Source organism: Paenibacillus sp. PvP094 (assembly GCF_040546835.1).
GTDB classification, from domain to species: domain Bacteria; phylum Bacillota; class Bacilli; order Paenibacillales; family Paenibacillaceae; genus Paenibacillus; species Paenibacillus illinoisensis.
Map to the genome: position 1 here is coordinate 3189836 of NZ_JBEPOM010000001.1, position 20469 is coordinate 3210304.

General features: G+C 49.7%; 12 protein-coding genes. 9 read left to right on the plus strand and 3 right to left on the minus strand.

Translation table 11 applies throughout. From position 1 onward, the window contains the following. From ABIC22_RS14765 to dnaI, 5 genes are all read left to right on the plus strand, one after another. The gene (locus ABIC22_RS14765; RefSeq protein WP_354481721.1) at positions 1-3141 is read left to right on the plus strand and encodes an alpha-mannosidase; all 3141 of its coding nucleotides are present in this window, start codon (positions 1-3) and stop codon (positions 3139-3141) included. 249 nt (positions 3142-3390) lie between these two features. After that, positions 3391-4710 carry a glycoside hydrolase family 125 protein gene (locus ABIC22_RS14770; protein ID WP_354481724.1) on the plus strand — a complete coding sequence of 440 codons (1320 nt, stop codon included), beginning with the start codon at positions 3391-3393 and terminating at the stop codon, positions 4708-4710. Then, complete coding sequence (locus ABIC22_RS14775) at positions 4707-7874, plus strand: beta-galactosidase (protein WP_354481727.1); 3168 nt, start codon at positions 4707-4709, stop codon at positions 7872-7874. The genes ABIC22_RS14770 and ABIC22_RS14775 overlap by 4 nt, the downstream gene beginning before the upstream one ends. 3 nt (positions 7875-7877) lie before the next feature. Next, positions 7878-10661, plus strand: a complete 2784-nt coding sequence (locus ABIC22_RS14780) for an alpha-mannosidase (RefSeq protein WP_354481729.1) — start codon at positions 7878-7880, stop codon at positions 10659-10661. Between the two features lie 229 nt (positions 10662-10890). Continuing rightward, positions 10891-11841 (plus strand): primosomal protein DnaI, encoded by a 951-nt coding sequence (dnaI, locus tag ABIC22_RS14785; protein WP_354481732.1) that lies wholly within the window; start codon positions 10891-10893, stop codon positions 11839-11841. Between the two features lie 97 nt (positions 11842-11938). Here the strand turns inward: dnaI and ABIC22_RS14790 are convergent, their stop codons facing one another. After that, positions 11939-12094, minus strand: coding sequence for a YqzM family protein (locus ABIC22_RS14790; RefSeq protein WP_095292061.1), 156 nt, complete (start codon positions 12092-12094; stop codon positions 11939-11941). 264 nt (positions 12095-12358) lie between these two features. Here ABIC22_RS14790 and trxA point away from each other — a divergent pair, with 264 nt between their 5' ends. Beyond that, the gene (gene trxA / locus ABIC22_RS14795) at positions 12359-12676 is read left to right on the plus strand and encodes a thioredoxin (protein ID WP_095292059.1); all 318 of its coding nucleotides are present in this window, start codon (positions 12359-12361) and stop codon (positions 12674-12676) included. Positions 12677-12960: 284 nt separating this feature from the next. Then, on the plus strand, positions 12961-15048 hold the full coding sequence (gene uvrC, locus ABIC22_RS14800) for an excinuclease ABC subunit UvrC (RefSeq protein WP_354481735.1): 2088 nt from the start codon (positions 12961-12963) through the stop codon (positions 15046-15048). Here the strand turns inward: uvrC and ABIC22_RS14805 are convergent. Further along, positions 15017-16714 (minus strand): CPBP family intramembrane glutamic endopeptidase, encoded by a 1698-nt coding sequence (locus ABIC22_RS14805; RefSeq protein ID WP_354481738.1) that lies wholly within the window; start codon positions 16712-16714, stop codon positions 15017-15019. The two genes, uvrC and ABIC22_RS14805, sit on opposite strands and share 32 nt — an antisense overlap. A gap of 461 nt (positions 16715-17175) precedes the next feature. On the opposite strand from ABIC22_RS14805, the gene ABIC22_RS14810 reads away from it, so the two are divergent. Further along, a complete protein-coding gene (locus ABIC22_RS14810) occupies positions 17176-18516 on the plus strand; it encodes a TrkH family potassium uptake protein (protein WP_354481741.1) in 1341 nt (446 codons plus the stop codon). A 16-nt stretch (positions 18517-18532) separates the two neighbouring features. Further along, positions 18533-19204, plus strand: coding sequence for a potassium channel family protein (locus tag ABIC22_RS14815; RefSeq protein ID WP_127538945.1), 672 nt, complete (start codon positions 18533-18535; stop codon positions 19202-19204). Positions 19205-19258: 54 nt separating this feature from the next. Here the strand turns inward: ABIC22_RS14815 and ABIC22_RS14820 are convergent, their stop codons facing one another. Next, positions 19259-20182, minus strand: a complete 924-nt coding sequence (locus ABIC22_RS14820; RefSeq protein ID WP_095361296.1) for a LysR family transcriptional regulator — start codon at positions 20180-20182, stop codon at positions 19259-19261. Between the last annotated feature and the right edge of the window lie 287 nt (positions 20183-20469).

The window sequence follows — 20469 nt, forward strand, 5'->3', positions numbered from 1 at the left end:
ATGGAACGTATTAGACGATTTATTCGTGAACTGTCTGAACATCAGTGGCTGGAGCAGGTGGATCTACGCAGCTGGAACATCACCCGTGCTTATTATGACGTGCCGGGAAAATATGAGAATCAAGGGCCTTATCCGGAGGGAGAAGGCCTGGATCGTTTTCCAAGCACACAGGGGACCACCTACTTTTTTCGAACCCGTTTAGAAGTCCCTGCTTCCTGGCAGCATGCCCCATTCGGACTGTTGTTTCAATCGGGAGGAGAAGGCTTGCTGCGGGTGAATGGTCGTTCTTATCAGGGTCTGGATCGCAATCATACGTACGTTACGCTGGACCCGTCCAAGATTGGAGTTCATCCGGAGCTTGAAATCGAACTGTTCGATCCTGTACCTGAACCTGTTGATCCGTTGAACCAGCAGGCCGTTATTCAGCCGCCGATCACATCAATCACCAGTCTGCTGGTGAGACCGAACGAGGCGGTTCGCAGCCTGATGTATACGGTCATTATTGTACGCGATTCGGCCATACTGCTGCCCGAAAGCGACTTCAGGCGTGTACGTCTGCTGGAAGCCATCTATCGTGCGATGGATCAATTCGTCGGCATGACAGATGAAGAGATCAAGCAGGGGGAAGGCATTCGCCAGATTGAAGAGAGTTTAGCGAATCATGTGCGAGAGATTGGTGGTAACGCCGAAGGTCTTGAACATATGGTGGGACAGTCCCATATCGACATTGCCTGGCTGTGGCCTGTACGGGAGACCGTACGCAAGACAAGTCGTACATTCTCAACCGTGGATGCACTAATGAATGAGTATCCCAATTATGTGTACTCCCAGAGCCAACCTTTGTTGTACGCCTTTCTGAAGGAACATGATCCCGAATTGTATGCACGGGTGAAGCAGCGCATTGCAGAAGGACGCTGGGAACTGGTTGGCGGCATGTGGGTTGAGCCGGATCTGAACATTCCGAGCGGGGAGTCGCTGATTCGCCAAATGTTATATGGCCAGCGTTTTTACATGGAGGAGTTCGGCAAGACGTCACAGATTGAATGGCTGCCGGATACATTCGGGTACTGTGCCTCCCTGCCTCAGATATTGAAGCATGGCAATGTGGACTATTTCATGACGACGAAGCTGGGATGGAACGATACCAATGTATTCCCGTACGATCTCTTTCACTGGGTTGGCATTGACGGTACGCCGATCCTGTCTTATCTCAACCATGGTGTCAATGAACACACTTTACCGAAGGATATTCATGATCACTGGCAGTCCTACCGTGAGAAAGCAGCACATCCCGAGCACATGCTTCTATACGGACATGGTGATGGTGGCGGCGGAGTAACCCGCGAAATGCTGGAGTACGTGGATCGTGCAGACTTGATGGTAGGGCAGCCTGGCAGTCGCTACAGTACAGCGGGAGCCTTTTTTGCAGGTATTGAAGCAGGGCAGCCTACACTTCCGGAATGGCACGGTGATCTGTACCTGGAACTGCATCGAGGCACGTACACGACACATGCACGCAACAAGCGGAACAATCGCAAAGCAGAGGTCCTGTACCGTGAAGCCGAGCTGTGGAACACACTTGCTCTGCCGAACATGGAGGCGCAGACAGAAGCTGAAGTCCGTTCGGCACTGCACGAGGGCTGGAAGCTGATTTTGCTGAATCAATTCCACGATATTATTCCAGGCTCAGCGATTACAGAGTCATACGTGACTTCGGATGAGGAATATGTACGAGTTTTTGAGTTAGGTAGAGCAGGGCTGAATCAAGGTGCTGCGGCATTAACGGCAGGTATTAACACAAAGGGTCCAGAAGGTTCAGCTGCCTATGTGGTGTTCAACAGCCTTGGCTGGAAGCGTAATGCAGTCATTCAGCTCCCCGTGCACGATGGCTTGGATCGTTATGCGGTAGATGTAGAAGGTCAGCACCTGCGAATGGATCGGGAAGATAACGCGATTTCGATTCTTGTGGATGACATTCCGGCGTTTGGGTATAAGACGATTTGGCTGGTGCCTGAAAATACTAGGGAAACGAATGCACAAGAAGTGACCAGCATTGCCGGTCAACCTGTCTTTGACGATACATGGGATACGGCGTTTTATCATGTGGAGTTTAACAACCGAGGCGAGATTACTCGTCTGTGGGATAAGGCAGCAGAGCGGGAAATGCTGAAGCCGGGTGAACGGGGCAATCAATTCCACTTTTTCCACGACCGTCCGACGCTCTGGGATGCGTGGGATATTGACAGCCGTTATGAAGAACAGGTTGCCGGGGAAGTCGAGCTGTTGGAGAAAAAGCTGGTGCTGGCTGGTACAACGAAGGACGTCCTGCGTTTCCGCTGGAAACTCCATCAATCGGAGATTACACAAGATATCGTTTTCTACCATGATTCACGGCGGATTGACTTCCAGACGCAGGTGAGCTGGAACGAAAGTCACAAGCTCCTGAAAGTCGGTTTTCCAATCGATGTCGTAACCTCAAAGGCAACATACGAAATTCCTTTCGGTGCATTGGAGCGGCCAACGCACCGTAACACCAGCTGGGAACAAGCCCAATATGAAGTTTGTGGCCACCGGTTTGCGGATGTATCCGAATATGGATACGGCGTGAGTTTGCTTAATGACTGCAAATACGGATACGACGTACAGGGAAGCAACATTCGTTTATCCCTGCTTCGTGCACCGAAATGGCCGGACCGGACGGCAGATCTTGGAGAACATGAATTCACGTATGCCCTGTATCCGCACGAAGGGGATTGGCGTACTGCGCATACGGTACGTCATGCTGCAGAGCTGAATCACGAGGTGACGGTACAGCAGGTACAGCAGAGCACAGGGACTGAGGTTGATTCAACTGCAACTGCCTTGCCTACACGCCAGGCAACCGGAGCATGGATTGATTTGGATAGCGAGCATGTCATTTTGGATACGGTTAAAATGGCAGAGGATGGACACGGCGCGATACTTCGTTTCTATGAATCTTCAGGCAAACGTGAACGTGTAACCTTGCAATGGCCACATGCCTTTGAGCAGGCCTATCTCTCCAACGCGTTGGAAGAACCGGGTGAGCCTTTGGATATGACGAATGGTCAGATTACATTGACCTTCGCCCCTTACGAAATTAAATCCGTGCTGCTGCGGTAAACCTTTTTGAAATATCTTTGCTATATAGGAGTGAACACATTTACACGATAACGGAGAGGGCAGAAAGTATCCGAAGAAGCGAAGCGGTCGCCTTTATCCCCGGATTTACCCTTTGAAGAAGGGAATCAAAAAAATCTGGGGATAACAGCGATCGGAGGATATTTCTGACCGCGCAGTGTTCCAGTGTAAAATTAATGTTTTTCCTAAATAGCTACACCATTCAATACGTTTAAGGAGTTGCACTCATCCATGGAACAATTCAGATTACCCAAAATACCAATGCCTCCCGTTGCTGTGCCGCAATCCATTCAGGCAGTGCTCGAAGAGGCGGAGCAGAAGCTGGCTCATCGACCAAAGCTGCTTCAATTATTCAAAAATTGTTTCCCCAATACAATCGAAACGACAACGAAACTGATGGACGATGGCACGACTTTTGTCATCACCGGAGACATCCCAGCCTCGTGGCTGCGTGATTCCGTGGAGCAGGTGGTGCACTACATTCCGTTTGCGAAGGAAGATGAGGACCTGCAGCGGATCATTGGCGGCCTGATCAAGCGCCACATCCAGTATGTTCATATTGATCCGTATGCCAATGCCTTCAATGAGACGGCCAATGACTGGCACTGGAACACGACGGACGAGACCGACATGTCGCCATGGGTATGGGAACGCAAATTCGAGATTGATTCGCTGTGCTTTGTTGTGCGGCTGGCCTATCTATATTGGAAGGAAACGGAGCTGACCGACATTTTCGATTCCAGCTTCAAGGCAGCCATGCGCAAAATCGTGGACCTGTTCAAGGTGGAACAGCATCACATGGAGCAATCTCCATATCGCTTTACGCGCAATAACGGCATTGCTACAGATTCTCTGCGGAATCATGGGAAGGGCATGCCGGTCAATTATACAGGCATGATCTGGTCTGGCTTCCGTTCCAGCGACGATGCGTGCGATTTTCACTACAATATCCCAGGCAACATGTTTGCAGTCGTAGCTTTGCGCCAGATGCAGGAGTTTGCCGAGTGGGTGTTCCGGGATATGGCGCTGCTGCAGGAACTTAAGGATCTGGAACAGGACGTGGATCACGGCATTCAGCTGTACGGCATTTATCGTCATCCGGAATTTGGTCCCATCTACGCGTACGAGACGGATGGCTACGGCAATTACTGTCTCATGGATGATGCCGGTACACCGGGACTGATGTCCATTCCGTATCTCGGTTACGTCACAGCGGATGATCCGATCTATCAAAATACCCGCCGATTCGCCCTGAGCAAAGAGAACCCGTTCTATTATGAGGGCAAGGTTGCCAAAGGGATCGGCAGCCCGCACACACCACCGGATTACATCTGGCATATGGGTCTATCCATGCAGGGACTGACGGCACAATCTGCCGAGGAGAAGCTGGAGATCATTCGTATGCTGGAAGCGACAGATGCGGATACAGGTTATATGCATGAAGGTTTCCATGCGGATGATCCAACAATATTTACGAGAAAATGGTTTGCATGGTCCAACAGCCTGTTCTCCCAGTTGGTCTATAAATCGATGAAGGATGGCCTGTTATGAGTACACATGTGAAGGACAACAAGCTGATTATCTTCGCTGATCCTGATTTTCCGGCAGAAGGCCAGCGGCCATCCCGCGAAGCTCTGGATACTTGGCAAGGGTCTCATGAAGTCATCGTTGTTAGCGCGTGCGAACTGGCTGAGGTGTTGAAAGCAGCAGCAGGCGAGGGCTGTCTGGTAAACCTGCATGCACCCTATTTTCCCAAATCGGCCTGGACGGCAATTGCAGCCTATCTGCATCAGGGAGGAAGCCTGATCAGTGTGGGTGGAGCACCGTTTAAGCGCCCTGTCCGGGATCAGGATGGAGCTTGGGTTGTGGAGTCAGAGCAGACGGCGTATCACCAGGAGCTTTATATTCACGAGGCGCTGAAAGTATCTTCAGCGAATATCCAAACGTACGCTTCCTCTGAACCCATTTCATTGCTTGCTGGAAAAGAGGGCTTGTTTGAGATTGCAGACACGTGGAATCTGGTCCCGCATACCACCAAGTCTAGTGATCTGCCTCACCAGATGGGTTCGGCAGGACCGATGAGCACGCAGATCTATCCGTTACTTTGCGGAGTGAGTAAGGATGAACGCAGCATTGCCGCTCCGGTTGTCCTGTGGGAGAACTCCCGCAGTACATTTGCTGGTTCACGCTGGATGTTTGTGAATCTGCCGCTGGCCGCTTCATTCTGGGAGCAGGACGGTGCTAACGAGGTTGTGAAGTGGGCACAATTCTGTGCCAAAGGGGTTACTGAATTGTCGCTCAAGCCTAACTATGCCACGTACGAACCAGGTGAACGGGCTGTATTTACCCTTCAAGGACAGATTTTACAGCGCGCGGGTGACAGACGTACAGCTTCCGAGTTGTGGACGTTTGATCTGACTGTTGAACGGGAGGATCGGGCAGGCACAGCTGAGAAGGTATGGAGCCATAAGCTGCAGATGGAGCTTACCGGAGAACAGCAGTTTGTACGCCTCCCTCTTCCGGTTTCAGTAGAAAGCGGGCTGTACCGAGTCGAATGTTGTGCGCAAGCACCTGACGGTGAAGTTCGGGTCTTGCGCCAAGGCTTCTGGGGCCAGGATGATGCATTGCTTGCAGAAGGTGAAGTCATCACTCGCAGCAGAGACTACTTTGTAAAAGAAGGACGACCTCTCCCTGTTGTGGGCATGACGTACATGACCTCCGACGTAGCCCGGAAATTTCTGTTTCTGCCGAATGCCGACGTATGGGATCGGGACATGGCACAGATGGCGAAAGCGGGCATTAACTGGATTCGGACCGGAATCTGGACGGCATATCGCAATATGATGCAGGTGGACGGACACATGGCAGAGGATGTGCTTCGCGCGATTGATGCCTTCCTGTTAACAGCGAAGCGCCACGGCCTGCAGGTCACGTTCACATTCTTTTCCTTTACGCCTGAAACGTGGGAAGGAACGAATCCGTATCTGGATCCGCAAAGTGTCGAGGCACAGAAGCGTTTCATCCGCAGCATCGTCAGCCGGCATACGCATACCACCCATGTGGATTGGGATCTGATTAACGAGCCATCGATGTTTGATCCGGTACGCATCTTCTCCGCTGGCCCGCGCTCAGCCAGGGATTCGCACGAACAGCAGGCTTTTATCGGTTGGCTTGAGCAGCGCCATGAAACCATTGAAGCGCTGCAGGAAGCATGGAACATGTCACCGAAGCAGCTTCCGAACTTTGCAGCAGCAGTCATTCCGGAACCGGAAGAGATTAACTTTGATGTACAGGACATGCACAAGGCGAAAAAAGGAACCCGCTGGCTCGATTATTGTCTCTTCTCCATGGAGATGCACAATGTTTGGGCAAGAGAGCTCGTAGGTACGATCAAGGATCTCGTGCCGAATCATCTCGTTACCGTAGGGCAGGACGAAGCTCTGGGTGCACAGCGTCCTTCACCGTTTTTCTATGAACGTGAAGTGGACTATACCACCGTGCATTCCTGGTGGTTGAACGATGATCTGATCTGGGACGGCATTTTCACCAAAACTCCGCATAAACCGAATCTAATTCAAGAGACGGGCATCATGTATGTGGAGACCCCTGAAGGACGTGCCAAGCGCACGGAAGAAGAGCTTCGCAGCATTCTTGAACGGAAGTATGCCTATGCATTCTCCACAGGTGGTGCCGGAGCAGTGCAATGGATCTGGAATACCAACTTCTATATGGATAATGCCAATGAGTCTCATATTGGAGCCCTTCGTGCAGATGGTACAGAGAAGCCTGAAGCGGATGTATCCTATGACTTTGGCCGCTTCATGCAGAAGGTGCGTGATCTCTTCGAGGATCGTGAGCTGGAGGAGATTGCGGTCGTGTTCCCGTATTCCAATGACTTCTCCAACCGTTCCCTTGCTTATGATGCAACCACCAAGCTTACGCGTGTGATGTCCTATGATCTGAAACTGCCGTTCCGTGCCGTATCCGAGTATCATTTGGAAGCACTGGAGCAGCAGCCACCCAAGCTGATTATCGTGCCGAGTCCACACAATATGGATAATGATGCATTGCTTCAGCTGCTTGCATTCACGGAGAAGGAAGGCGCATGTCTGCTGATCACTGGACCACTGGGACTGAACGCGTACTGGAAGGCCAGTGACCGGGCCGATCACATTGTGGGTGAACGCAGTTTGGGTAACGTGCAGCGGGAAGAACTGCTGAATATCAATGGGGTGAATCACCGGGTAACATATGGCAGGCGTCGTATTGCTGAGGTGGCTAAAGAGACGCTGCTTCATCAAGATCATGACACTCCAGATGAAGTGACTGTTCTGCCATGGGGGAAAGGAAAAATCATGTGGACCCCGCTGCCGCTCGAGCTTAACGGACGGGATGAGCCGCTGGCGGACCTGTATCGTTATGCGGCCGAAACGGCTGGCATCCATCAGGAGTTGGAATGGGTATCTGGCGGAGAAACCGCAGGAATCTATGGCCGGAAGCTCAGTTTTCCAAAAGGAAATCTATATGTATTTGTGTCAGAGTCTTCACTCAATCACAAGGTTCAAGTCAGAGACACTCGCACTGGCGTATCCTATGAATTCCAATTGGAGAAAAATCGGTCCGTGCTGTTTGCCACAGATGCTGCAGGAAAGCTGCATACAGTGTATCGCCCGGAAGAAGTTGAGATTGTACAACAAAATGGAGAGGTGGGCTAACGTATGACGGAACAAAAGGATAAACCAAAAACCAAAAGAGCCCATATCATTTCGCACACTCACTGGGATCGGGAATGGTACCTGCCCTATGAGAAGCACCATATGCGGCTCGTTCAACTGGTGGATTCACTGCTGGATGAGCTCGATGAGGGAGCAGACTACAAAAGCTTTTATCTGGATGGACAAACGATCATTATCGACGATTATCTTCAGGTCCGTCCGGAGCAGAAGGAGCGACTGGAGAAGCATATCCGTAATGGCCGGATCGTGATTGGGCCATGGTATATTTTGCAGGATGCGTTCCTTACCAGTGGTGAAGCCAATGTACGCAATATGCAGGTTGGGCATCGGGATGCGAAGCGTTACGGCACGCCCTCCAAGATCGGTTATTTTCCCGATACGTTCGGGCTGGTTGGACAGACGCCGCAGCTTATGCTGCAATCTGGCATCGATAACGTCTTTTTTGGAAGAGGCGTGAAGCCTACAGGCTTCAATAATACCGTATCGGATGCAGGATACGAATCCAGCTTCTCGGAGCTCATGTGGGAAGGGCCGGATGGATCGAAAGTGCTGGGGGTACTGTTTGCCAACTGGTACTCCAATGGTAATGAAATTCCGGTAGATGAGGCTTCAGCTCGCAAGTTCTGGGAAACCAAACTGGCAGATGCCGAGAAATATTCCTCGACCAATGAGCTGCTGTATATGAACGGTTGTGATCACCAGCCTATTCAGCGGGATCTGCCTGAGGCGATCCGAATGGCCGAGCAATTACATCCCGACATTGAATTCGTTCACTCCAACTTTCCGGATTATCTGACGGCCCTGAAAGAATCATCGGAACATGAGCTGTCCACGGTAAAAGGAGAGCTGCGCAGCCAGCGTACCGATGGCTGGGGTACATTGGTGAACACGGCTTCGGCACGGGTTTATCTGAAACAGATGAACCAGCTTGGTCAAGCCATGCTGGAAAAGGTGGCTGAGCCACTGGCATCCTACGCCCATCTTCTTGGGCATGCTTATCCGCATGATCAGCTGACATATGCCTGGAAAACGCTGATGCAGAACCATCCGCATGACAGCATCTGCGGCTGCAGTGTGGATGAGGTTCACCGCGAGATGGTCACTCGATTCGAGAAGAGCCGTCACGTCGCTGAAGCCATGATTGAAGAGAGCACAAGTCAGATTGCTGCTTCGGTGGATACCTCAATCTTTGCCAGTTACGGTGAGGATGCGCGGCCGCTGATCACGTTTAATACGACAGGCTGGGAGCGCAGCGGCATTGTTCAGATCGAACTGGATGCGGCTCGTATCTACTTCCGTGATGGAATTTCATTAGAGGGTATGGCTGCCCAAATGAACAACGTAGACCTGTCCGGTCGTGTCCTCGTTGACGAAAAAGGAGCGCACATTCCGTGTACAGTAGAAGATCTGGGCCTGCAGTTCGGTTATGATCTGCCGGATGACCGATTCCGTCAGCCGTACAGCTGCCGCCGGGTCAGAATTACATTTGAAGCTGAGAACGTGCCAGCGCTTGGATTGAAGGCATATGCTTGGGTTCGCAGTGAAGCTCAGGATGATTCTGTCTCGAATGGCACTGCACTGCGCAGTGGTGAACGTAGCCTGGAGAATCAATATGTTGCCGTTACAATCGCAGACAATGGCTCCTTTACACTGAAGGATAAACGCACAGGACGTACGTACCAAGACCTTGGCGTGTACGAAAATGTTGGGGATATCGGTAACGAGTATATGTTCAAGCAGCCGGAGAATGAAGTTGCCTTGACGACGAAAGAATTAACTGCCGGCATACAGATCATAGAAGATACGCCGTACCGTGTCTCCTACGAAATCATACATGATTGGGAGATTCCGGCTTCGGCGGATGAGGTGCTGGATCGTGAACAACGTGAGCTCATCTATTACCCGTATCGCAAGGCTCAGCGTTCCAAACAAACGGTCACACTGCGTATTCGTACAGTATTGTCGTTAAGTCGCAGCGGAAAAGGAGTTCATGTGCAAACCACGTTCAACAATCAGGCGAAGGATCACCGTGTACGTGCCCTGTTCCCAACTGATCTGGCGACTGCGGTTCACCATGTGGATTCCATGTTTGAGATTGCTACTCGTGATAATGTACCCGCACCGGAGTGGCAAAATCCAAGCAATACACAGCATCAGCAAAGCTTTGTGGATGTGAGTGAAGAACAGGCTGGACTGGTCGTAGCCAATCTGGGACTGAATGAATATGAAGTTCTTCAGGATGGGCGCAATACGATCGCCGTAACGCTGCTCCGTGCCGTAGGGGAGCTCGGGGACTGGGGATTGTTCCCGACACCGGAAGCACAATGTCTGGGGGAGCATTCGTTCCAGATGGAGATCATTCCGCATGATGGAAGCGGTGCATCATCAGATGCATACATCGAGGCTTACCAGTTCCAGGTTCCATGGACGCTGGTTCAAACGGATGTTCACTCAGGTACGCTGTCATCAACGCATACGCCATTTGCATGGCAAGGAGAAGGTTTGGCATTCTCCTCACTGAAAGTAAATGAGGAATCAGGTGATCTGATGATGCGCTGGTATAATATGAAGCCGGACACATCTTTGCTGAGTTTGGCTGCGACCGAATGGAATACGAATGAATTAGCATACAAGAGCAATATTTTGGAGGAGAAGGGCGAGAAACTCGTATCCTCTTCAAATGTTTCTACTAATCTATTTAGCGGCAAACAATGGTCCATCCCGGCAGGACCTTGCGAGATTGTTACGGTAGGGCTCCCTCGTTAAAGGAACCACCCTGAGAGCAGGCAGGTACTGTCATCCACACCATTCGCGATACGAGGTGTCACGAAGGAGATCGTTTTTTCCAGACGGAACATGTTGAGTTATGCCCCGAGTTTCTATAGAATGAACAATAGAATTGCAATCGATCGAAGGAACCTTTGCCGTCATCATGGTTATTGGTAAAATTCAGGTGGTTCATTCTATATTGAATACATTAAGGGGGCTTGAAGCCATGGAATCCTTGGGAGGACTGCTTCAGCAGCTTAATCCTTCCTTTCGTGAGCAGTCGCGGCGAATTGCGGCGGAGTTGATGGATGATCCGTACGTACGCGAATTCCGAGCAGGTCACCCGGAACTGAAAGATGCGCAGCTCATGACCGATCTGAGCAAGCTGTATCAGTATGCCCGAGATTCGAAAAACTGTGCGAATTGTCCGGGGCTGGATAACTGTCCTAACGATTTCCAGGGTCACTTTTGCAAACTGGAAGTAGAGCATTTTAACGGTAAACCCGAAATTATAGATAAAAAAGCTCCGTGTTCCAAACATATTGCCAGGCAAAATGAGCATGTGATCAAGAAGAGAATCCGCAGCTTCTATGTGGACGAGCGTGCGCTTAGTGCAGGATATAACGATGTGGAAATTATGGGCAAGGATCGGATGCGGGCTCCGGCGGTAAACCAGGTTCTGCGTTATATTAGTGACACGAAGGAGAACGGATTATCTCCGCAAGGAATGTTTCTTGAGGGATCATTTGGAACAGGCAAGACGTTTCTGATGTGCTATTTGTTACACGAATTAGCCGTTGCGGGATACACAGGGGTCATTATCTACATGCCTGATTTTGTGGAGGATCTGAAATCCATGATCACGGATGGGCAGAAGCTGAAGGAAACGACAGATATACTCAAAAGCTGTGATCTGCTCATCTTCGATGATATTGGCGCAGAGAATTTGAATCCTTGGGTTCGAGATCATGTGATGGGTTCCATATTAAACTACCGCATGAATCGGAAACCGACGTTCTACACGTCCAACTACAATCTGGATGGGCTGGAGAAGCATCTCAGCTTTACGAGCAAGGATGGAGAGGAAATGAACAAGGGGCAGCGTCTGATGGATCGCATTCGTCCGTTTGTTGACGTTGTTTCTGTTCGTGGAGAGAATCAGCGAGGCAAGCGATAATTTTTATATTCATACGGTAAGTAGTCCACAAAAAAGCCTGGTTTTTCGCGGTAGTCGCGGAAACCGGGCTTTTTTGGTCCTGCGCGGGCCTGACATCCTATTCGGTCAGGAATTTGAAGATGACCATGCCGAAGAAGATGACTGTCATCAGGCCACCCATGCCGGCAACACCCGCAATCAGATCGAATAGATCGTTACGGGGCTCCTCATTCACATGTTCACGCGGGTCGCTGATCCGCACATTTGCGTCCATGGTATTGCCTCCTTATGTGGATCAACAGCTTGCCCTTCCAGGGAGCTGAAGCCCGGAGTAATTTTAGTATACTTGGAAAAGAAAGCGTTTGTAAAGATTTAGCAGCAATCGTGTCAAGATGACCAATTGTGAAGATTTGATGGTGGAGAGATGAACATTGCACGTTCATTTCACAAGTTTAGATGACCTGTGTTATACTGGAAGTGTCGTTCACGACGTTACAGGTTAAAATAAACCGTAAGTATATATAAGGAGGACAATTTCATGGCTATTGTTAACGTATCCGATCAATCCTTTAACGCTGAAGTCGAAGGAGAAGGAACGGTTCTTGTTGATTTCTGGGCGCCTTGGTGCGGTCCTTGCAAAATGCTCGCTCCAATCCTGGAAGAGCTGTCCACCGAAGTTGGCGATGCAGTGAAAATTGCCAAAGTCAACGTTGACGAAAATCCGGAATCCGCTTCCCGCTTCGGCGTAATGAGCATTCCGACATTGATCTTCTTCAAAGACGGCCAACCGGTTGATAAAGTGGTTGGATTGAACTCGAAAGAAGCACTCAAAGGAATCATCGAGAAACACCAATAATTCACTAGGCTAACAGATACGCCTCCGGTTTATGCGCCGGGGGCGTTTTGCGTCGAATATCTTTTTATAGGACAATATAAAAGTAATCATTATTTTACACTTATAATGTAGATTACAGAACCGATTCGGAGAAGCGAAGCGCTCGCATTTATCACCGGATTTCCCCATGTAAGTGGGATCAAAGAAATCTGGGGATAACGGCGATCAGAGAACGGTACTGTAATCGGAATGGTCTAGTGTAACCGTTGATTATACTTTTTTCGGAAGGGAGGACCCACCGAATTATGGATGAATTCATCAATGTTCTGCAAGAACAGGAGCAGGCCCTGGAGCAGATACGGCACAAGCTGGCGCTGCTGCCTGATATGCCTGGCTGTTATTTGATGAAAAACAGTGAAGGTACCATTATCTATGTAGGTAAGGCCAAAGTGCTGAAAAACCGTGTACGCTCTTATTTTATTGGCAGTCATAACGGAAAGACGCAGCGTCTGGTATCCGAAATCCGCGATTTCGAATACATTGTAACCGGCAGCAATATGGAAGCACTCATCCTGGAGTGTAACCTCATCAAAAAACACATGCCGCGTTATAACGTTTTGCTCAAGGATGACAAAACCTTTCCTTATCTTAAAATTACGAATGAAAAGCATCCCCGGCTCGAAGTGACCCGGCGTGTGCTGAAAGATAAAGCCAAGTACTTTGGACCCTATCCGAACTCGTACGCGGCACACCAAACGAAAAAGCTGCTCGACCGCATGTATCCGCTGCGCAAATGCGGCGTAATGCCGAAGGAAGTCTGCCTGTATTACCACATGGGACAATGTCTAGCTCCCTGTGTGAAGGAAGTAGGCAAGGAGCAATATGACCAGATTTCCCAAGAAATCGGTTCATTCCTGAGCGGAGGTCACGAAGAAATCAAGAAGGATCTGCAGCGCAAAATGCAGGAAGCCGCAGAGGATCTGTATTTCGAACGTGCCAAGGAACTTCGGGACCAGGTCATAGCGATTGATGCCATGATGGAAAAACAGAAAATTACGATGGCGGATGCCAGAGACCGCGATGTGTTTGGGTTCGCCATTGATAAGGGCTGGATGTGCGTCCAGATTCTATATATGCGTCAGGGTAAAATGATTGAGCGCCATGTATCGACGTTTCCGTTTTATGGCGAAGCGTACAGTGACTTTATGTCCTACGTGACACAGTATTATAGCGATAATCCGGCACTGCCGCAGGAGATCTTGCTGCCTGAAGTTCCGAAAGAACTGGTCGCTGGAGAACAGGCGGACAACGCTGAAGTTATGGCTGCGGATGTGCCGGCGGCTGTGGCGTCGGAATCGGATCCATTGTCGTTAGTATTAGATGATGTTTCTGCTGAACCACAAGTTGCGGAATCCCGTGCAGCTTATGGGGAAAACCATGCTTCTGAAGAGTCTGAAGCAGAAACGGCAATGGCTCAGGAAGTGTCCGATCAACAGGAGGATACGGCTGCGGATGCTAACCGCCCTGGATTGGAAGACCCGTTCCAGGCTGCGGCGGCTCTGCAGGAATGGCTGGAGATCAAGGTGCACATCCCGCAGCGCGGGTTGAAACGCCAAATGATCACCATGGCTGTGGATAACGCACGTGTGGCCTTGGAAGAGAAATTCCGTCTGATTGAGCGTAACGAAGAACGTACGTCCAAAGCATCCGAGGGTCTTGGGCGCTGGATCGGTCTGGATCAACTGCGCCGGATTGAGGCGTTTGATAACTCCAACATTCAGGGAACCAATCCGGTGTCGGCGATGATTGTATTTACCGATGGCAAACCGGACAAGAAAGAATACCGTAAATACAAGGTTCGTTCAGTAGAAGGACCCGATGATTACGAAACGATGCGTGAGGTCATCCGCAGACGCTATGAGCGGGTATTGAAGGAAAACCTGCCCCAGCCTGACCTGATCGTTGTGGATGGCGGAAAAGGGCAGATTTCGGCTGCTGTGGATATATTGGAGAATGAACTGGGTTTGTTTATTCCCGTGTGTGGTCTGGTGAAAGACGCCAAGCACAAAACTTCTCAGCTCATGATTGGAAATCCGCCGGAAGTTATTTCACTGCCGCGGGACAGCCAGGAGTTTTATCTGCTTCAACGTATTCAGGAAGAGGTTCACCGCTTTGCCATCTCGTTCCACCGGGAGCAGCGCGGCAAGTCCATGGTCACTTCTCGTCTGGATTCGATTCCTGGCATCGGTGAGAAGCGTCGTAAACTGCTGCTCAAGCATTTTGGTTCTTTGCGCAAAATAAAAGAGGCCAGCGTCGAAGACTTCCGGCCTCTATCTATCGGTGATAAACTAGCTAATCAAATTATTGCAGCACTTCGGGATGAGGAGTCGTAACATACGGCTTCTCTTTTTTTTGTGGATTCCATTTGTAAATCACATATCCAACGATGGCTGGAAGCACAATCCAGAAGATTCCTGCAGAGATATTCAGGGCGTCACCCATAAAGATCAGGCTGAGTCCCATCAGCAGGCTGTCGAAGATGACATGGCTGAACACAACAGCGATAAAGCCGTGGCGAAGCATGACCAGGCTGAACAGCAAACCGATGACCATAAGCTCAATGGGGCGTGTGATAACCGGGTAGATTGGATAAAGTGTATGTCCAAGTGCCCAGATCAACGTTGGAATCAGACAGGCGATGAAGGTATTGCGCACGATTTTCTGCATCATGCGAATCCCGAACAGCCGGTACACCGTTTCCTCTCCAATGCCGGCCATCCAGGCCATGATGGGAAAGATCCATGCATATGACATGTTGTAAGTCGATTGGTCTGCCGAGGTGGTAGACCAGCTTCCTATGCTTCGTTCCAGAATGAAGAACAGGATGGATTGAACGCCAAGCAAGATAAACGCCCACAGGTACCCTGCATACATGCTGTGAAGGACATATTTGCCGTATCCGGGCTCTTTTGCACGCGGCCAAGGATTTAGTCCGATTTTGCGCCACATGCCGTCTCCAGCAACGAGTGAGAGGTAGATCGTGGCACTCATGACCAGAGTGATCCCCGTCTGCATGAGCATCAGGAAGGCGAGCATGAAGCTGGACAGGCCTTGTGCCTGAAACAGTGGAATCATGTTTAGTGTACCAATAACAGATGCGGCGAAGTACACAAGGGAAAGAATAATCCCGCGTTTAAATGACGTATGCGCCCGGGTGAGAATGCTGTAGATAATTGCCAGCACACCAAGCACGAAGGTTAGGAATGCATAGCCTCCATAAGTCATCCAGTTGGCCTGACGAGTTTGATCCTGTACATAATTGATATGCTCGTCTGGAACCGAGAAGACCGATTCGAAGGAGCGGACCGCTCCGTTTTCAAAGGTAAAATTCAGTTCCAGCTTGGAATCACCGATCTGCTTATCCACATCCGTGTAGGTTAATCCACCTTCACCTTCTCGGGTATCCAGCTGAAGTTTTGGGGCGTCATAGCCGAATTCGGCAAGAATTCCGGAAGCTAGCTGCTCCTTTTCGTCCAATGGGATATTGCCCTCGGCGAGCTGAATCGTGGCATTGCGTTTGTTCTTGTCCTGCTCAACCTCAGCGGATGCATACAGGGAAGAAGGTAGTTCTCGTTTGAAACCAACAACTTTGCCAGTTCTCATATGTACGTCCACATTCAAATAACCGCCGTTGTCCTCATCAGGCAAACGAACGCGAAACACATCGTAGGGATAGGTTGCTTCCCATTTTTGATTATACGAATCAAGCTGTTTGGTTTTGGCCATGTATCCATAGATATCGGAATGGGTCTGATAGGTGACCAGTGTCTTGCCGTTATCCGAAGGAAGGGTGTAATTGGCTATGGAGGCTGCAAATGATCGTGCGGATTGGGTTGCCTGTTCCTTGCTTATAAAAGATGTAGACGGAATATCCGTGGTTTGTGATGAAGTAGCAGGGAAGATCTGAAAGACAAAAAACAAAATCAGGCCAATCGCCGCCAGCAACCCTAAACGCTTGAAGTTAGCTTTGAGTACCAAAGGCTGCCCTAAGGGGTTCATGTAATGGTGTTCCTCCTTTATTAATTTGGATATTAAAGTAAAGATAGCACAGGCCGAACCCTGAATGCCAATGATGAAACGAAAAGACGTGCAAATCCCTGAAAATGAATGAAAATGATCGAATGAATCTGATCCATTCATTGATATATCTGAGTTTTTCCCTTTTTGCCGGAATTCGATCCTATTTACACAAAAATCGTTTTGTCTGCAACAGCCGCAGCGCTTATAATTTTGAAACAAATGTGCAATATTTGCATGTCTTTAGCCTTGCAAGGGAACGAATAAGAGGATTCCAACCTTAATGCATATGTGGTTATGACTACAATCATACATGTTTATATGCTCCGATCGGAGCTTATCCAAGATTTAGTGTGTTGGCCCTGTGCCAAGGATAAGTGATTCGGAGAAAGGCTCCACAATGTGGGGTCATTTTCTTTTTGGCAGAGGTGGATGATACACAAGTGAAACTGAATAATCAATGGGTGCGGCTATCGCCCCCACGTATTCTTGTCTTGGGATTTGCGGGAATTATCCTGCTCGGAACATTGCTTCTCATGCTTCCGGTTTCCAGCCGCAGCGGGGATAGTCTTCCCTTTATTGATGCATTATTCACGGCTACATCGGCGGTCTGTGTTACCGGTTTGGTTGTTGTGGACACGGGTACTCACTTTACTGTACTGGGTCAGGTGATTATTGCTGTTCTGATTCAAATCGGTGGTCTTGGCTTCATGACCATGTCCACGCTGGTGGCCATTGCGTTTAAGCGGCGGATTTCACTGCGGGAGCGATTGATCTTGCAGGAAGCGATGAACCAGAGCACGATGGAAGGCATTGTGCGGCTTATCCGCAAGGTCGTGGTCTACTCGCTCATTTTGGAAGCCGTATGCGGCACGCTATTTGCAATCCGCTGGTCATTCGACATGCCTGTCGGAAAGGCGATTTATTACGGATACTGGCATGCCATCTCGATGTTCAATAATGCAGGGTTTGATATGTTTGGCGACTTCCGCAGTCTGACCGGGTATGTTTATGATCCACTTGTGAATTTTACGGCGATGTTTTTGATTGTGGCTGGAGGCATTGGCTTTGTCGTTTTATCCGATCTGGTGGATTATCGTAAAACGCGCAAACTTTCGCTTCATTCCAAGGTGGTGCTGCTAACCACAGGTTTGCTGATTGGATTCGGTGCGCTGGTCATTTTTGTGTTTGAATACAGCAATCCACAGACATTGGGCAGCTTGAACTGGGGAGGCAAAATTCTCGGTTCGTTCTTTCAGTCGGTAACCCCGCGAACGGCAGGAGCTAATACGCTGGATATTGCCGGTCTCAGACAGGCAACGCAGTTTTTCATTATTATTTTAATGTTTATCGGGGCTTCTCCAGGTTCTACCGGAGGCGGGATCAAAACGACAACTTTTATGATCATGATTGGTGCTGTCATCGCGATGATGCGCGGCAGAGAGGATATTGTTTTTTTCAGATATCGGCTGCAACAGGAACGTATTTTCAAGGCACTGACAGTTACGCTTCTTGGGTTATTGCTCATCATTGCCGTTACCATGCTGCTCACCATGACGGAAGATAGCGGTTTTCTCATGATTTTATTTGAAACGACATCGGCCTTTTCTACCGTCGGATTATCAATGGGATTGACGCTGAAGCTGACCACATTCGGAAAGCTCATGATCTGTTTTATGATGTTCGCGGGCAGGCTTGGACCGATTACGCTGGCGTATGCACTTGGACAGAAAAAGGGTAAGGAACTGTATAAGTATCCTGAAGGAAAAATGATTATTGGATAGGGGTTCGTGAAGAACAATGAAAAGACAGCAGTTTGCGGTAATTGGGCTGGGGCGCTTCGGCTCGAGTCTGGCACAGGAATTAATGGAACTTGGCTACGAGGTGCTTGGCATCGATAAAAATGAAGAGGTCGTTGAAGACATGAGCGAACTGGTCACTCACGCGGTTGTGGCGGATGCTACGGATGAGGAAGTGCTGCGCTCACTGGGAATCCGTAATTTCGACTGCGGCATTGTAGCCATCGGTGACGATATTCAGACCAGCATTCTTACCGCAATCCTGTTGAAGGAACTGGGCGTGAAAACGGTCGTTGCCAAGGCAATATCCGTCTTGCATGGGCGAGCTCTGGATAAGCTGGGCATTGATCGCGTCGTTTATCCGGAACGGGACATGGGCATTCGGGTAGCCCATCAGCTCGTCACCCCGAATCTGCTGGACTACATTGAACTTTCCAATGATTACAGTATTGTGGAAATGAAAGTTCCGGCATGTCTGCACAATACCACACTGTCCAGCCTGAATGCGCGTGTACGCTACGGCTGCAGTATTGTGGCCCTGCAGAAGGAGACAGGAGTCATTATCGCACCGACTGCACTGGACTCTCTCCAGATGGGAGACATCATGGTCATTATCGGAATGAACGATGATATCGACCGGTTCGAACAAGAGATAATCAGCCAGGAGGGCTGAGCCGATCCTGGCGTTCAGGCAAGAGCAGGTGCAGATAAAGTTCATATCGATCTATTAAGGCGTCGTAGTCCTCCTGGAGGGCAGCGGCGCCTTTGCTGTAAAGAGCGCTGCGGTTTCTTTGACCCACTGTCTGGATGTCTCGCTGAGGTCTTCCTTTTCCCCGTAGATCATGCAGGTGGTCCGTCGAGTCTGCTGCAGCTGGGGTAGATACACGGAGACAAGATCATTGTCAGCAAGCAGCTGGGGACGGAGATAGGACTTGGGCAGCAGCGCAGCAGCCTTGCAGGTGGGCAAGAGGCGGACGATGGCTTCAAACGAATCAATCTCCATGCGAATATCCGGCATGACGGCACAGCGCTGAAACAGATCATCTGTCAGCTTGCGATACCAAGTGCCTTTGGAAAAGGTGATCATGGGCAGATCCTGCAAGTGCTCCATCCCGGCCTCTTTGCCGGACAAAGGGTGCGTAAGCGGTACAACCAGCTCCAGGTGATCATCGAAGAGAGGTACACAGTTCAGCCCGGCTTCATTAATGGAAGAGGCAACAATGCCAACGTCTGCTTTTTTGTCCCGGACGAAGGAAACGATCTCATGTGTTTTCCCAGTCACGAGCTTGATCTCCGCATTGGGATGCTTCTCCATGAAAGCATTGACCAAAGGGGGGAGTGTGGTCTGAAGTGTAGTCAGGGACGCTCCAAGCGTAATGGCGCTCTGCTCCTCGTCCTTATACTGGGCAAGCATGGTCAGAAACTTCTGCTGCTGCTGCTTTTGTTCCACAGCGAAGGTGTAGGCAAGTTGGCCGACACTGGTCAATTCAAGGCGTTTGCCTCGGCGGTGAAAAAGCGATACCCCCAGTTCATCCTCCAGTTTCGCAATTTTGCGCGAGAGGGCAGGCTGAGACAGATTCAGCAATTTGGATGCACGATTCAGACTCGATTGCTCCACGACTGCCGCAAATGCATTTAAATCCTCGAACATAAACACTAACCTCTTTTCCATGGGGTGTGATTGTTGTCCTTGATAAATCGTTTTCAATGCGATATGCCTGCCTGTCCGATGTTTCAGCTCTTATACCTATAGGTTATAACATTTAATAATTATATTGCAATTCCATTATAAGAAAAAAAGGAGTAACATGAATTGTGACACAAGTTGTTCACACCTGATGAAAACGGAACAATTTGTCGAACCTTTCCATGGGAAAGGTTTGTGTCATGATAAGCGAAATATTTTATGAAAACGTTGTATTTAGCGAAAGGGGAACG